Origin of the sequence: Paracoccus sp. AK26 (assembly GCF_011801365.1) — a bacterium.
Lineage (GTDB): Bacteria > Pseudomonadota > Alphaproteobacteria > Rhodobacterales > Rhodobacteraceae > Paracoccus > Paracoccus aerius.
Genome location: NZ_CP041041.1, coordinates 34,291 through 49,002, shown reverse-complemented (window position 1 = coordinate 49,002; position 14,712 = coordinate 34,291). Strand labels below are relative to the sequence as shown.

Sequence of the window (14,712 nt, the reverse complement as noted above, 5' to 3'; positions counted from 1 at the left end):
GGCATATTTCCCTTCGCGTGCGCAGGTGCCTTTCGATCACCTAGTCATGGTTTTCTTGTTCAAGTGGTATGGAGTGGTTCATGAATACATCCTTGAAGGCTGCCGCATTCCTTTTCCTCACGACCCTTGGCGTGGCACCGGCTGTCGAGGCGGCGACAGTCGCGTCGGTGGACGCGTCCTGGCTGCAGGCACGGGGGTTCCTTTACGAGATCGAGACTGCGGGGAACTACACGCTCGACTTTTCGGGTGAGGGACGCTGGCCGATCGCCCCGGATTTCCTGGGAACGGCCGCCTATGCCTTTGCCGAGTTCGACGGTGGCATCGACGAGTTCTTCGACAGCGTGACGATGGGCATGACCTTCGTCGCCTTCGACGGGCTGTCCATCAACCTTGGCTTTCTGGATGCCGGGGTCGACTTCGCCGCCGGGATCATCGCGCTTGGCGGCGACGCCACGCTCAGCCTGAACCGGGTCGATGATCCTGCGCCCGTTCCCCTGCCGGGAACCCTGCCGCTTCTGGCGGCCTCGATCGGGTCCGCCCTCTTCCTGCGGCGGCGCAACACGGCCTGAACACCCGATCCGCCAGACAAGCCAAAGGCCGGGTTGCACTTCGCATCCCGGCCTTTTTTAACGGCCGGGGCAGGCAAGGCGGCATCAGCCCCAATAGGCGGCGGCCATGAAGTCCTTGCGGTCGATGCCGCGGGCGATCAGGTGCTGCCGGGCAAGCCGGGCCTGGCCTGCCTCGCCCGCGAACCAGACATGGCTGCCTTGCTCCAACCGGGCCTCGGCCAGGGCAGCCAGCAGATCGCCGCAAGGCGTCACCCGCGGATCGGCGGCCAGGGGACCAAGGTCGCGCAGATCGGCCCGGACATGGGCTGAAACCTGACCCCGCGCCAGGTCTAGCATCCGCGCGATGGCAGGAAGCGCGGTTTCGTCGCCAAACAGGTGCAGCCGGTCGGCATCCGGGCACCAGCCGCCCCCAGGACCGATGATGCCCACCTCGGCCCCTTCGGGACCGGACAAGGCCCAGTCGCAGGTCGGGCTGCCCGCGTGGCGGAAGATGTCGAAATCCAGCCAGTCGGCGGCCTGTTCCGCCACGGTATAGACCGGCCGGTGCAAGGCATCCGCGCCCGTCGGCCATTCCGTGCGCCCCGAGGCGCCAATGCGCGGCCAAAGGGCTGCCCGTCCCGCAGGCGGCAGCAAAAGGCGGAAATGAAGGCTGCCCGTGCCGAAACGCGCGGCATCGGGACCGGCCAATCGAACCCGGATAAAGCCCGGGCTGCGCTGCCTGACCGATGCCACCCGCATCAAGGACAGCCCCGGCGCAAGGGCGCCGGCATCCACCCGGTCCCATTGAACGTCCAGCCCGGCTTCCGCGAACAGTTCGGTGGCGCTGTCCTGTAGGCTGCCGATCAGCCGCGATTCGGGCGCAGACAATTCGACGCGCACGTCATCGTCCCCCGGGATCAGCCGCAGCTCGCACCCCCAGACGAACAGGCTCAGCGCATCGGCGGTTTCTTCCAAGGGCACGTCCCAGGCCACGGCCCGCGCCTTCAGCGCAGCAGCCGCCGCGCCCGAGGCCCGGGGGATGATGCCAAAGTTCCGATGGGTACGCAGATGCGACATGACGCAGGCCTTTCCCTGATCGTGATGTGGATATAGTAAAGACATTCAGTCAACAATATGAAACACGGCTGCCCCGGCCGGATTTCCGGGGAAGATGAAAGGCGCGGGATGAGCTTTCTTCACAGGATGACCTGCCGGACCGAAGGGATCCATGCGACGCTGCCGGTCCGCTGGCGCAGCCTGGACGGGATGGTCGGGGTATTCTGGCAGGCGCGTGGCGAAGCCGGCGCCCGCGGCTATTACCTGTCGCCCGACCCGCGCATCGTGTTCTTCTTCAACGACGTGTCGTCCCATATCCGCGTTTCCAACCGCGAGGATGGAATACCCGGTCACGCCCGGCCGATGATGCGGGCGCTGTACGTCCCGCCGGGCGTCCCGCTGTGGTCCAGCTTCGCCGGGGCGCACCATTTCTCTCACCTGGATCTGCACCTTCACCGCGACCGGCTTCTGCGGCTGCTGTCCCCGTCCTTGGGAACGTCCGAGGCGCTGTCCGTCCTGAACCGTCCGGTCGAGACCGGGGATGCCGCCCCCCTTTCCGCCCTGGCCGATCTGCTGGTAGCCGAGGTTTCCCAACCCCGCCATCACCCCGTCTTTGCGGAAAGCCTGGTGGGCAGCATTGCCACGGCCCTGCTTGACCTGCCGGTGGAAGGTGGCGACCCTGTCTCGGGCGGGCTGACGCCGGCGCAGATGCGCCGGCTGACCGGCGCGCTGACGGCGCGGCAGGACCGGCGCATGACCGTGGCCGAGATGGCTGCCACGGTGGGCCTTTCCGAAAGCTGGTTCGCCGCCGTCTTCAAGCAGACCACCGGCCAGACGCCCCTGCAATGGCAGCTTGCGCAAAGGATCGTCCAGGCCAAGCGCCTGCTTCTGGAAAGCGACCTGACCGTGGCCGAGGTCGCGGCACAGCTTGGCTTTTCCGACCAGGCGCACCTGACCCGCGCCTTCCGCCAGATCGCGGGCGAGACACCCGCCGCATGGCGGCGGATGCAGATGGCAGGATGACATGGACTACCAGGTGCGGCGCAGGGTGACCGCGACCTCGCGGCCGGGGTTGTAGGTGATCGACCCGCCGGCAGCCTCGCGGTGCTTTTCATCCAGCAGGTTCGTCACGTTGACGGCCAGTGTGGTGTCGCTTGTCACGTCATAGCTGTAGGCAGCATCGACCAGGACGGCGGCTTCGCTTTTCACAAGATTGTCGTCGCCACCGAAGGCGGTGCCCTTGTAGCGGGCCCCGATCCCGAAGGTCATGTCTCCACGCGCGCCCTCGCCAGCCAGCGTGTAGTCTAGCCACACCGAAGCCAAGTGTTTGGGAACGTTGCCCAGGCTGTTGCCCTGGTTGGGTGACAGACGGTCCGTGATTTCGGTATCCGTATAGGAATAGGCCGCGATCACCTCAAGCTCGTCTGTCAGTTCGGCGCGTGCTTCAAGCTCTAGCCCGCGGGCGCGGATTTCACCGATGGTCCGCGGAATCGGGGGGCTGGTGCTGGAATCGGTACGAGTGATGTTCGTCTTGCGCAGGTCATAGACGGCGGCCGTGAACAGGGCATTCATGCCTGCCGGACGATACTTCATCCCCACCTCGAACTGCTCGCCTTCTTCCGGCTCGACCGTCAGGGCGGCCGGCAGGACCGATTCGGCATAGCTGGCATAGGTGGAAAGGTCCGGGGTGATCTTCCAGGTCAGGCCAAGGCTGGTCGTGGTCTTGCTGAAATCGCCTCTGGTGTCCGATCCCGCCAGCCGGTTGGTCTGCTGCCCGTCGATCCAGTCGTGACGCAGCCCGACATTTGCGATGAACCGGTCCGAGAAGGTCAATTCTTCCTGAAGGTAAAGGCTCTTGACGGTCGAGCTTGTTGCCTGGTCCGTGATGACCGGGATCAGCGACAGGTCGATGTCGCCGATATAGCGCGGATATTCCCAGTCGTAGTTCAGGTCCGCAGGATAAGGATAAAGAACCGTTTCTCCCACTCCGTCGCCATCGAAGTCGTAGGCCACGTTGTTCGCATATCGTGTCACGTTGTCGGATTTGGTCCGTTGGTAGCTTAGGCCGACTACAGTGCGGCTTCCGGCCCAGCCCAGTTGGGTGTCGTATTGGAGATTGGCGTCGGCATCAATTTCCTCGCCCGATCCTTCGCTTGCGAACAACTCGCGGCGTGCGACAGTAGGTCCGGCAAGGCCCGCCACATAGGCATAGCCAAAGCCGCGATCCTCATCCTGGTAGCGTGCCTTGGCATTGACCTTCAGGCCCCCGCCGAAGTCGTGGTCCAGGATGGCGGTGACGGCGTTGCGTTCGTTCGTCACCGAATCGAAATCTGGTTCCCCGAAGAACACATCGCGCCCAAAATCGGTGCCCAGCGGCCAACCCGATCCCGTGGATCCCTTCCGTTCCAGATGATCGACCACGACACTGAGCGTTGTCTGGTCGCTTGGCCGCCAGCTCAGCCCGCCCATGACCAGCGTGGCGTCGTCGCGGCTGTAGTCCAGTTCCTTTTCGGAATCCTGCACCCGCGCCGTCAGGCGATAGGACAAGGTCCCGTCCGGTGTCAGCGTGTTGCCGAAGTCCAGGCCCGCCTCGGCGTGGCCGTGGGATCCACCTGTCACATAGGCTTGCCCGAAGCGTTCGCCGCGGGGCAGTTTCGTGACATAGTTGACGATGCCGCCCGGTTCGGAGGGACCGTTGACCGAGGAATTGCCGCCCTTGACGATCTCGACCCGCTCATAGGCGAAGGCATCCTCGCGGATCCCGCCGAAAGCCTTCTGCAGCGGCAGGCCGTCACGATAGACCGAGGCGTCGAAACCTCGCAGCTTATAGTAGTCGAACCGGTCATCGCCGCCATAGAAGTCCGTCGCGACGCCGGTGGTATAGCGCAGGACCTCCTCGGCCGTCCGTGCGCCGCGTTGTTCGATCTCGCGGGATGTCACGACCGACACCGACGCAGGGGTGTCGAGAATCGGCGTCACCAGCTTGCTGCCCGCGGTGGTGGAATAGGCAACGACGCTGTCCGCGTCATTGTCACCCGCCCCCTCCAGGGTGATCGGTGCAAGAACCGTCACGTCCTGGCTTGCCTCTTGCGCCAGAAGGTTGGCCGGAGCCAGAGCGGTGCAGCCTAGAAGCAAGGCGGTCAGATAGCGGTGCCTGGCTGTTCCGGCAGTCTTGTTGATGGCCATGGGTCGTGTTCCACAGTGTTACAGGGCAAAGATGCTGGCCGCCCGCGCGGGATGAAGTTGCGCCGGATGGCTTGCTGATGGATGGACTGGCCTGGTCACGGCAATAAGCAGCCAGGCAGCGACAAAGCGCCTCTAGGACGGATGCCCCGCGCCTGTATTGTATAATCCTACTTTTTTTGTCAGAAGCTATGGGAAATAGCCGCCCACGCCGCACGGCCCGGTCCCGCGACCTTGACGAGGCAGCCCCGCATTGCGCAATCCGCATCTGACAGCGACTGGAGATCCCATGCAAAGTCCTCTTCGCGCGCTTGCCGCCTTGCTGGCCTGGATTTTGGCCGCGGGTGCCGTCCAGGCGCAGGAAGCTGCCTTTCCCCTCACCATTCCCCATGCCTTCGGGACGACCACGATCCCTGAAAGGCCGCAGCGGGTGGCGACCGTCAATTCCGGCAACCACGAGGTTCCTCTGGCGCTTGGCGTGGTGCCGGTGGGCATGGCCGCAGCGAACTACGGCGATGACGACGGCGATGGCGTCCTGCCCTGGGTGGCCGAGCGTCTTGAGGAACTGGGCGCCGAGACGCCGGCGCTTTTCGATGAAGGCGACGGGATCGACTTCGAGGCGGTCGCGGCCTCGCAGCCCGACGTGATCCTTGCCGCCTATTCCGGGCTTACGCAGGCGGACTACGACACGCTGAGCCAGATCGCGCCGGTGGTGGCCTATCCTGACAGCGCCTGGACCACCGAATGGCGCCAGATGATCCGCATGAACAGCGCGGGCATGGGCATGGCAGCCGAGGGCGAGGCGCTGATCGACCGGATGGAGGCGCAGATCGCCGATACCGTCGCCAAGCATCCGCAGCTGCATGGCAAGACGGCGATGTTCGTGACCCATCTGGACAGCACGAACCTGTCGGTCGTCAATTTCTACAGCGCCAATGACACGCGGGTGAAGTTCTTCGCCGACCTGGGCCTGTCCATGCCCCGCAGCGTCACCGAGGCGACCCAGCCCGGACAGTTCTTCGGTTCCGTCAGCGCCGAGCGGATCGACGCCTTTGACGATGTGGACATTGTCGTGACCTATGGCGGCGACCTGCTGCTTCAGGCGATGAAGGCCGATCCCCTGATGGCCCATATGCCCGCCGTCGCAAACGAGGCCATCGTCCTGCTGGGCAACGATCCCCTGGGAAACGCGGCCAATCCCACGCCGCTGTCGCTGCCCTGGGTGCTTGACGATTACGCAGCCCTTCTGGCCGAGGCCGCGCGGAAGGCCGAATGATCGACGCTGCCGCCCCTGCCCCGCGCCACGCCGCGCCGCGCGTCCTGTGGCTGGGCGTCCTGATGGCGGTGCTGGTCCTGCTGGCCGCGCTGTCGGTCGCGATCGGCACGCGAGAGGTCGGGCTGGACGACATCGCCGCGGCCCTGCGGGGCCAGGCCGACACGATCGAACAGGCCGCCGTGGCCGCGCGCATCCCGCGCACGGTGCTGGCGGCACTGGCGGGGGCGTCGCTGGGCATGGCGGGCGCGATCATGCAGGGCGTGACGCGCAATCCCCTGGCCGATCCGGGCATCCTGGGGGTGAACCTGGGGGCATCGCTGGCCATCGCGGTGGCGGTCGCCTGGTTCGGCATCGCCTCGGCCCAGGCCTTCATCTGGGTCGCGATCCTGGGCGCGGGGGGAACTGCGGTCTTTGTTTATGCGGTCGGATCATTGGGACGGGGCGGACCGACCCCGCTGAAGCTGGCGCTTGCGGGCATGGCGACATCGGTCGCGTTTTCGTCGCTGGTGGTGGCGGTGATGCTGTCGCGGGGCGACATCGCGGGCGGATTGCAGGCCTGGCAGATCGGCGGCGTGGGCGGGGCGACCTTTGCCCGCATGGTCCACGTTCTGCCCTTCCTGGCCCTTGGCCTTGCCATCGGCCTCGGCTCGGCCCGCAAGCTGAACTCGCTGGCTTTGGGGGACGACATGGCGGCGGGCCTGGGCGAGCGGGTGGCGGTCGTGCGCGCCATAGCCTCGCTGGGGGCAATCCTGCTCTGCGGTGCCACCACCGCGATCTGCGGACCGATCGGCTTCGTGGGGCTGGTGGTGCCGCATCTGTGCCGGCTGCTGGTCGGGGTCGATCACCGCTGGCTGCTGCCCTTTTCCGCGTTTGCGGGCGCTGCGCTGCTGGTCGGGTCCGACATCCTGGGCCGCATCCTGGCCCGCCCCTCGGAACTGGACGTGGGCATCGTCACAGCCTTTATCGGCGCGCCCTTCTTCATCTGGATCTTGCGCCATGCGTGGGTGAAGGAGCTATGAGCACCGCAGCCCTGATCGCCGCAGGCCGCAGGCGCCGCGCCCTGCGCCGCAGCCACGTTCTTTGTGGCGGGCTGGCCCTGCTGCTGGCGGGGTTCGCGCTGACGCTGATGGTTGGCCAATCTTTCGTGCCACCTGCCGATGTCCTGCGCGTCCTGGCGGGACAGGACGTGGCCGGCGCGTCGTTCACCGTGGGGCAGTTGCGCCTGCCCCGGGCCGTGCTGGCGATCCTGGCGGGCCTGTCCTTCGGGCTGGGCGGGGCGGCCTTCCAGATCATGCTGCGCAATCCCCTGGCCAGCCCCGACATCATCGGCATAAGCCGGGGCGCCAGCGCTGCGGCGGTTGTGGCCATCGTGGTCCTGGGACTGGACGGCCCGATGGTGTCGGTGCTTGCGGTGATCGCGGGCCTGGGCGTGGCCCTGGCCATCTATGCCCTGTCCTTTCGGGGCGGCGTGGCTGGGACGCGGCTGATCCTGGTAGGCATCGGGATCTCGGCCATGCTGGACAGCATTGTCGCCTTTGTCCTGTCCCGTGCGCCGTCCTGGGACCTGGCCGAGGCGATGCGGTGGCTGACCGGCAGCGTGAACGGGGCGCAACTGTCCCAGGCCCTGCCGCTGCTGGTGTCGCTGGCCGTCTTTGGCGGGCTGCTGGTCAGCCGCGCCCGCGATCTTGAATCGCTTCGGTTGGGTGACGATGCTGCCGCCGCGCTTGGCACGAATGTTCCCCTGACGCGGGTGCTGGTGGTGGTCGCGGCCGTGGGGCTGATCGCGGTCGCTACCGCTGTGACCGGGCCGGTTGCCTTTGTGGCCTTCCTGTCCGGCCCCATTGCCGCGCGGATCCTGGGGCCCAATGGATCGGTGCTGATCCCGGCCGGCTTGGTTGGCGCGGTTCTGGTGCTGGGTGGCGATTATATCGGCCAGTTCCTGCTGCCCGCGCGCTTCCCCGTCGGAGTCGTCACCGGCGCCCTGGGCGCGCCTTATCTGCTTTACCTGATCATGCGGGCGAACCGCGCCGGAGACTCGATGTGACCAGCCATTCCCTGACCGTCGAGGGCCTTTTCGCAGGCTATGGCGACCGGCTGATCCTGCGGGGTCTGGATCTGGCCGTGCTGCCGGGCCGCATCACCGCGATCGTCGGCGCCAACGCCTGCGGTAAATCGACGCTGCTGCGGTCCATGTCGCGGCTGCTGGTGCCGCGCGCGGGCCGTGTCCTGCTGGATGGCAAGGCGATTCACCGCATGTCGCCGCGTCGCGTCGCGCAGGTGATGGGCCTTTTGCCGCAGTCCCCCATCGCCCCCGAAGGCATCACCGTGGCCGATCTGGTCAGCCGGGGCCGCCATCCGCATCATGGCATCCTGTCCCGCTGGTCGCGAGCGGATGACGAGGCCGTGGCCCAGGCGCTTGATGCGACAGGAACGCAGGAGCTGGCCGAACGCGCGGTGGATGAACTGTCCGGCGGGCAGCGCCAGCGGGTCTGGATCGCCATGGCCCTGGCCCAGCAGACGGACCTTTTGCTGCTGGACGAGCCCACCACCTTCCTGGACATCAGCCACCAGATCGAGGTCCTGGACCTGCTGACCGACCTGAACCACCGACGCGGCACGACAGTCGTGATGGTGCTGCACGACCTGAACCTGGCCGCGCGCTATGCCGATCACCTGGTTGCGATGGCGGGTGGCAACCTTTACGCCCAGGGCACGCCGGATCATGTGCTGACCGAGGAGATGGTGCGCGCCGTCTTCGGGCTCGATAGCCGGATCATCGCGGACCCGACCTCGGGCCGGCCGATGATGCTGCCCATCGGCCGGCACCGGATGGCGGCGGAATAAGGGCGAGCCGCTTTCGGTGCTGCGGACCTCTGCCACGGGGGAAGCAGGCGCGGGATAAATCTTTCCACCGTGCCCGCCAAGTCTGGCAACCAATCTGGGGTGGGATCGGTTTTGCGGTGGTTCCCTTCGCTGCAAGGGGAAGGGGAAAGGCTTTTCATGACCGCACAGCAGGTGCTTGCCTTCGCCATCGTCGGCGTGATGATGGTGTTGTTCATCTGGGGCAGGCTTCGATACGACGTGGTGGCCATGCTGGCCCTGCTGGCATCGCTGCTGGCGGGAACCGTTTCCCCCGACCATGCCTTTGCGGGCTTTTCCGACGACATCGTCATCATCGTGGGCAGCGCCCTTGTGGTCAGCGCCGCCGTGTCACGGTCCGGCATCATCGAGGCGGTGCTACGGTGGCTGGTACGCAAGTTGACCACGATGGGGGTGCAGCTTCTGGTGCTGGTCGGCACGGTCACGCTGCTGTCTTCGCTGGTCAAGAACATCGGCGCGCTTGCCATGCTGATGCCCGCCGCGCTGAAGATGGCACGCAAGTCGGGGCAGTCGCCGTCGCTTTACCTGATGCCGATGTCCTTCGGGTCGCTTCTGGGCGGGCTGATCACCCTTGTCGGCACCTCGCCCAACATCATCGTCTCGGGCGTCAGGCAGGAAATGACGGGCCAGCCCTTCCGCATGTTCGACTTTGCCCCGGTAGGGCTGGGCCTGTCGGCGGTGGGCGTCACCTTCCTGATGTTCGCATGGCGGCTGCTGCCGTCGGACCGCCGCGCCACCGCCTCCCTGGGCGAGGCCGTGAAGATCAGCGACTACAACACCGAGGCCACGGTGCCGGAAAGATCCGCCGCCGCCGGCCGCACGATCGGCGCCCTGATCGGCATGGCGGACGGAGAGATCACCGTGACCGGTCTGATCCGGGGCGGGGAACGGCGCAAGGTCGTCTTGTTCGACACCGTGATCGAGGAAGGCGACATCCTGCTGCTGCGGGGCGAGCCCGACGGGCTGGAACGCGCGGTCGCCAAGGGCGGACTGGCCATGACGCGGCATGACACGGCGTCCCGGCTGGAGCTGCCCGCCAGCAAGATCGGCGTGATCGAGGCGGTGACAACCGTCACCTCCAGCCTGGTGGGGAAAAGCGTGGGCAGCATCCGGCTGTTCGACGAACAGGGCATCAGCCTTCTGGCCGTGTCCCGATCCGGCCACCGCATGACCGAGAGGCTGTCCCAGACCCGGCTGCAGGCCGGCGACGTGCTGCTGCTGCAGGGCCCGGTCGAGATCCTGCCCGAACGCATCCGCAGCTTGGGCCTGTTGCCGCTGGCCGAACGAAGCCTGCGCATCGGCAGCGTCCGCAAGGAACTGATGCCGATCCTGATCCTGGGGACGGCCATGGGCCTGACCGCCGCAGGCATCCTGCCCGTGGCCATCGCCTTTTTCGGGGCGGCGGTGCTGATGATCCTGTCGGGCGCGATCAGCCCCGAAGGCGCCTATGACGCGGTGGAATGGCCGCTGCTGATCATGCTGGGGTCGCTGATCCCCGTCAGCGAGGCCTTGCAGACCACCGGCGGCACCGACCTGATCGGCGCCTGGCTGTCCGATGTCGCGACCGGCCTGCCGGTCTGGGGGGCGGTGGCGCTGATCATGGTGGCGGCCATGGCGGTGACGCCCTTCCTGAACAACGCGGCAACGGTGTTGGTCATGGCCCCCATCGCCGTGACCTTTGCCGGCACGTTGGGCTATGCCCCCGAAGCCTTCCTGATGGCCGTGGCCGTGGGCGCGGGCTGCGATTTCCTGACGCCCATCGGTCACCAGTGCAACACGCTGGTGATGGGACCGGGGGGATACCGCTTCAGCGACTATCCCCGTCTTGGCCTGCCCTTGTCGATCCTGGTCGTGCTGACCGGGGTGCCGCTGATCCTGGCCGTCTGGCCCGTCTGATCAGCGCGCGTGCTGAGTCCGGCGCGGCGCCTCGCGCTTGGCGATGCGCAGGACGGTATAGCCAGCGATGCCGGATACCAGCGAACCCAGCAGGATGCCGATCTTGGCCTCGTCCTGCAGCAGCACCTGGTCGAAGGCCAGGATCGAGATGAACAGGCTCATGGTGAAGCCGATCCCGCACAGAAGCGCGGTCCCGAACATCTGCATCCAGCTTGCGCCGGCAGGCAGATCCGCCCAATCAAGCCGCACCAGCATGCCCACCGCGCCGAAGATGCCCACGACCTTGCCAAGGGCCAGGCCCATCGCGACGCCCAGCGTGACCGGCGCCAGCAGCGCCTCGGCTCCGACGCCGGCAAAGCTGACGCCTGCATTGGCAAAGCCGAATACCGGGATGATCAGATAGGCCACCGGCGCGATCAGCGCATGTTCCAGCCGGTGCAGCGGGCTTTCGGCCGGGCGCGCCTCGGGCGTGGCGGGCGTGCGCTTCAGCGGGATCGTCAGCGCCAGCAGCACGCCCGCGATGGTGGCGTGGATGCCGGACCGCCAGACGAAGAACCACAGGACGGCGCCAAGCAGCAGATAGGGCCACAGCCGCATCACCCCCGACTGGTTCAGCCCCACCAGGGCCATCAGGATCAGCGCGGCGATCGCCAGGTCCGCGGGCGACAGGCCGCTGGTGTAGAACAGGCCGATCACCACGACTGCGCCCAGGTCGTCGATGATCGCAAGGGCCGCCAGGAACACCTTGAGCGAGGTCGGCACCCGCGACCCAAGAAGCGAGATCACCCCAAGCGCGAAGGCGATGTCGGTGGCAGACGGGATGGCCCAGCCATGCGTGGCGCCCGTGCCCGCCGTGAAGAACAGATAAACAAGCGCGGGAACCGCCATGCCCGCTGCCGCGGCGACCCCGGGCAGGATCCGGCGCGGCCAGGACGATAGGTGGCCGTCCACCATCTCTCGCTTGATTTCAAGCCCGACCATCAGGAAGAACAGCGCCATCAGCGCGTCGTTGATCCAGTGCTGCAGGGACAGCGGCCCCAGATAGACGTGGAGCGCGTGGAAATAGGCCTCGGACCAGGGGGAATTGGCGACGATCAGCGCCAGGACGGCCGATCCCATCAACAGGATGCCCCCCGACGATTCGCTGTCCAGGAACCTGCGGATGGTGTTTTGAATGCGGCCTGCCAATGCACGGTCCCCCTTGTCAGAAACGGTTCAACCGGTCTCCGTATTCAGGGGTCGTCCCTGGGCGCACGCAGGACACGCCATTCGGCGGGATATTATTCAGCAAGGCCCGAGGATCAAGGGCTTTGCGGATGTTCACGGATTTCCCGCAGCCATTCGCGCCAGATCGCCACCAGCAGGGCCATCAGCACCGGGCCCACGAACAGGCCGACGATGCCCATCGTCTTGACGCCGCCCACCAGCCCGAAGAACGTCGGCAGGAAGGGCATCTTGACCGGCCCGCCGACCAGAACGGGCCGGATCGTCTTGTCCACGATGAACAGCTCGACCGAGCCCCAGAGGAACAACAGCACTCCTGCCAGCGGCGACCCGCTTGCCACCAGATAGATCGAGACCAGCGTGAAGGACAACGGCGCGCCCCCCGGGATCAGCGCCATGATCCCCGTGATGACCCCCAGCGTCACCGGCGAGGGCACGCCCGCGATCCAGTAGGCGATGCCCAGGATGACCCCCTCGCCGATGGCGATCAGGGTCATGCCGGTGACGGTGGCGCTGATCGTCAGCGGCACCACGCGCGACAGCCGTTCCCATCGGCGGGGCAGGATGCGCGCCCCCACGATGTCGATCTGGCCCGCGATCTTGTGCCCGTCGCGATAGAACACGAACAGCGCGATCAGCATGAACAGAAGGTTCAGCGCCAGGTGGAAGGCGATGTTCCCCGCCGCCAGGACGCTGCGATAGATCGAGGCGATGGTGTTGCCGCTGGTCAGTTGCACCAGTTCCGCGATCGCGCCGGGCTGGCCGACATGACGGGACCATTGTTCGTCGATCCAGTCGCCGATCCGGGGCAGGGCGGTCATCCATTCGGGCGCGGGCGCGCCATTGGCATTCACCTCGAACACCCAATAGATCCATTGCTGCAATTCGCGAAAGGCGTAAAGCAGCGCCATGGTGATCGGAACCACCAGGAACAGCACGATCACCAGCACGAACAGCGCTGCCGTGGTGGTGCGGTGGATGCCCAGGCCCCGCTGCACGCTGCGCGACAAGGGCCAGCTGGCAAAGGCGATGATCGTCGCGGCCAGCACCGGCACCAGGAAGCCGTGGAAGAAATAGATCGCGGCGGCGATGATGAAGACCAGCAGCCAGCGGGCGGCCGAGATGTCGCTGATCAGCGGAAAAGGCGTCGCCGGGTCGTCTTGCACCACCATCTGGGGGCGAGGCGTTGCCTGCTGTGGGTCGTTCATGCGCTCGCGCCTGCCTTTCGGTATTCCGCCTGCCATGACTGTTGCATTGTTGATCGCCGCGTCAACCCGTCTTTCGGACCTTGTGCTTGCGGGAATCTGTCGCATCGGCTAGCCACGGCGCCTTTCAATCCAAAAGGCCAAGGCCATGACCAGCAGCACCCTTGCGATCGATTTCGGCACCTCGAACACCGCCGTCACGATCCTTGATGCGGGCCGGGTCAGGCGCATCCCGGTCGAGGGGGCGTCCGACACCCTGCCCACCGCCGTGTTCTTTCCTGCGGGCGGCGGCGCCATGCGGATCGGCGAGGCCGCGGCGCAGGCGCTGATTGCGGGCGAGGAAGGCCGCTACATGCGGGCGCTGAAAAGCGTGCTGGGAACACCCCTGCTGCACGAATCGCGGCTGATCGCCGGAAGGCGGCGGACGCTGGCTGATGTGATCACGGCCTTCCTGGTGGCGCTGCGCCACAAGGCCGAGGCCGCCACGGGCCGGCCGCAGACCCGTGTCCTGTCCGGCCGCCCCGTCCATTTCCACCCCGATCCCGCCCGCGACGCGGCGGCCGAGGCCGACCTGCGCGCCTGCTATCACGCCGCAGGCTTCGACCATGCCGATTTCATGCCGGAACCCGAGGCCGCGGCCCTGGCCTGCCACGGCATGGGCACCGAGGGGCGGACGGGGCTGATCGTGGACATCGGCGGCGGCACCTCGGATTTCTCGGTTTACCGGGCCGAGCATGGACGGGTCCGGATCCTTGCCAGCCATGGCATCCGGCTGGGCGGCACGGATTTCGACCAGGCGATCTCGCTGTCCCATGCCATGCCCCTTCTGGGCCACGGAACCCAGTTGCGGCGAGAGATGGGGGCGGGCCTGCTGCCGGTGCCCAACGCGATCTATCTTGACCTGGCGACCTGGGCGCATATCCCCTTTGTCTATTCGCCCGAGAACCGCAGGCTGGCCCGGCAGATGGCCCGGCTTGCGGTCGATCCCGCGCGGATGGACCGGCTGGTGACGGTGCTGACGGACGAACTGGGCCACGACCTTGCCTTCGCCGTCGAACGCGGCAAGATCGCCGCCAACAAAGGTGGGGACGCCCGGATCGACATGGGCTTCATCCAGCCCCGCCTTGCCGCGCCCATCGACGGCGCCTCGCTGCAGGCGGCGCTGCGGGACTATCGCGCGGATCTTGGGGCGGCGGTGGCGCTGACGCTGGATCGGGCAGGCCTGGCCGCGCAGGATATCGGCGATGTCGTGCTGGTCGGCGGCTCCAGCCTGATGGGTCTGGTGACGGATCTGGTGGCGCAGAATCTTCCGGCGGCGCGGCTTCACCGATCCGAGGCATTCACCGCCGTGGGCGACGGTCTGGCTTTGGCCAGCAACGGGGAATAGCGTTCCTGCAAATGCGGCAAAGACAGGAAACACTGGTTTTTCCTGCCTGGCAAACTT

12 protein-coding genes are annotated in these 14,712 nt (G+C 66.6%); 8 read left to right on the top strand and 4 right to left on the bottom strand.

The features are described from left to right. The first annotated feature begins 80 nt into the window (after nucleotides 1-80). Complete coding sequence (locus FIU66_RS00210; RefSeq protein ID WP_167620816.1) at nucleotides 81-569, top strand: hypothetical protein; 489 nt, start codon at nucleotides 81-83, stop codon at nucleotides 567-569. 84 nt (nucleotides 570-653) lie between these two features. On the opposite strand, the gene FIU66_RS00205 is transcribed toward FIU66_RS00210, so the two are convergent. Next, nucleotides 654-1,625 carry a siderophore-interacting protein gene (locus tag FIU66_RS00205; protein WP_167620815.1) on the bottom strand — a complete coding sequence of 324 codons (972 nt, stop codon included), beginning with the start codon at nucleotides 1,623-1,625 and terminating at the stop codon, nucleotides 654-656. A gap of 108 nt (nucleotides 1,626-1,733) precedes the next feature. Between FIU66_RS00205 and FIU66_RS00200 the strand changes: the two genes are divergently transcribed. Next, nucleotides 1,734-2,627 (top strand): AraC family transcriptional regulator, encoded by an 894-nt coding sequence (locus tag FIU66_RS00200; protein ID WP_201281069.1) that lies wholly within the window; start codon nucleotides 1,734-1,736, stop codon nucleotides 2,625-2,627. 6 nt (nucleotides 2,628-2,633) lie between these two features. Here the strand turns inward: FIU66_RS00200 and FIU66_RS00195 are convergent, their stop codons facing one another. After that, the gene (locus FIU66_RS00195) at nucleotides 2,634-4,790 is read right to left on the bottom strand and encodes a TonB-dependent siderophore receptor (protein WP_167620814.1); all 2,157 of its coding nucleotides are present in this window, start codon (nucleotides 4,788-4,790) and stop codon (nucleotides 2,634-2,636) included. A 286-nt stretch (nucleotides 4,791-5,076) separates the two neighbouring features. On the opposite strand from FIU66_RS00195, the gene FIU66_RS00190 reads away from it, so the two are divergent. The 5 genes from FIU66_RS00190 to FIU66_RS00170 all read left to right on the top strand — a co-directional run bounded on the left by FIU66_RS00190 (nucleotide 5,077) and on the right by FIU66_RS00170 (nucleotide 10,839). Further along, the gene (locus FIU66_RS00190; RefSeq protein ID WP_167620813.1) at nucleotides 5,077-6,063 is read left to right on the top strand and encodes an iron-siderophore ABC transporter substrate-binding protein; all 987 of its coding nucleotides are present in this window, start codon (nucleotides 5,077-5,079) and stop codon (nucleotides 6,061-6,063) included. After that, a complete protein-coding gene (locus FIU66_RS00185) occupies nucleotides 6,060-7,082 on the top strand; it encodes an iron ABC transporter permease (RefSeq protein WP_167620812.1) in 1,023 nt (340 codons plus the stop codon). The genes FIU66_RS00190 and FIU66_RS00185 overlap by 4 nt, the downstream gene beginning before the upstream one ends. Beyond that, entirely contained in the window at nucleotides 7,079-8,107 is a 1,029-nt protein-coding gene (locus FIU66_RS00180) for an iron chelate uptake ABC transporter family permease subunit (RefSeq protein ID WP_167620811.1), read from the top strand. Before FIU66_RS00185 ends, FIU66_RS00180 begins: the two co-directional genes overlap by 4 nt. Further along, nucleotides 8,104-8,907, top strand: coding sequence for an ABC transporter ATP-binding protein (locus tag FIU66_RS00175; RefSeq protein ID WP_167620810.1), 804 nt, complete (start codon nucleotides 8,104-8,106; stop codon nucleotides 8,905-8,907). Before FIU66_RS00180 ends, FIU66_RS00175 begins: the two co-directional genes overlap by 4 nt. 156 nt (nucleotides 8,908-9,063) lie before the next feature. Beyond that, a complete protein-coding gene (locus FIU66_RS00170) occupies nucleotides 9,064-10,839 on the top strand; it encodes an SLC13 family permease (protein ID WP_167620809.1) in 1,776 nt (591 codons plus the stop codon). On the opposite strand, the gene nhaA is transcribed toward FIU66_RS00170, so the two are convergent. Both nhaA and FIU66_RS00160 read right to left on the bottom strand, forming a co-directional pair. Further along, on the bottom strand, nucleotides 10,840-12,027 hold the full coding sequence (gene nhaA, locus FIU66_RS00165; RefSeq protein WP_167620808.1) for a Na+/H+ antiporter NhaA: 1,188 nt from the start codon (nucleotides 12,025-12,027) through the stop codon (nucleotides 10,840-10,842). 113 nt (nucleotides 12,028-12,140) lie between these two features. Then, the gene (locus FIU66_RS00160; RefSeq protein ID WP_229849236.1) at nucleotides 12,141-13,235 is read right to left on the bottom strand and encodes an AI-2E family transporter; all 1,095 of its coding nucleotides are present in this window, start codon (nucleotides 13,233-13,235) and stop codon (nucleotides 12,141-12,143) included. Nucleotides 13,236-13,416: 181 nt separating this feature from the next. Between FIU66_RS00160 and FIU66_RS00155 the strand changes: the two genes are divergently transcribed. Then, nucleotides 13,417-14,655: an Hsp70 family protein gene (locus FIU66_RS00155; protein ID WP_167620806.1), complete on the top strand. Its 1,239-nt coding sequence runs from the start codon at nucleotides 13,417-13,419 to the stop codon at nucleotides 14,653-14,655. The last annotated feature ends 57 nt before the right edge of the window (nucleotides 14,656-14,712 follow it).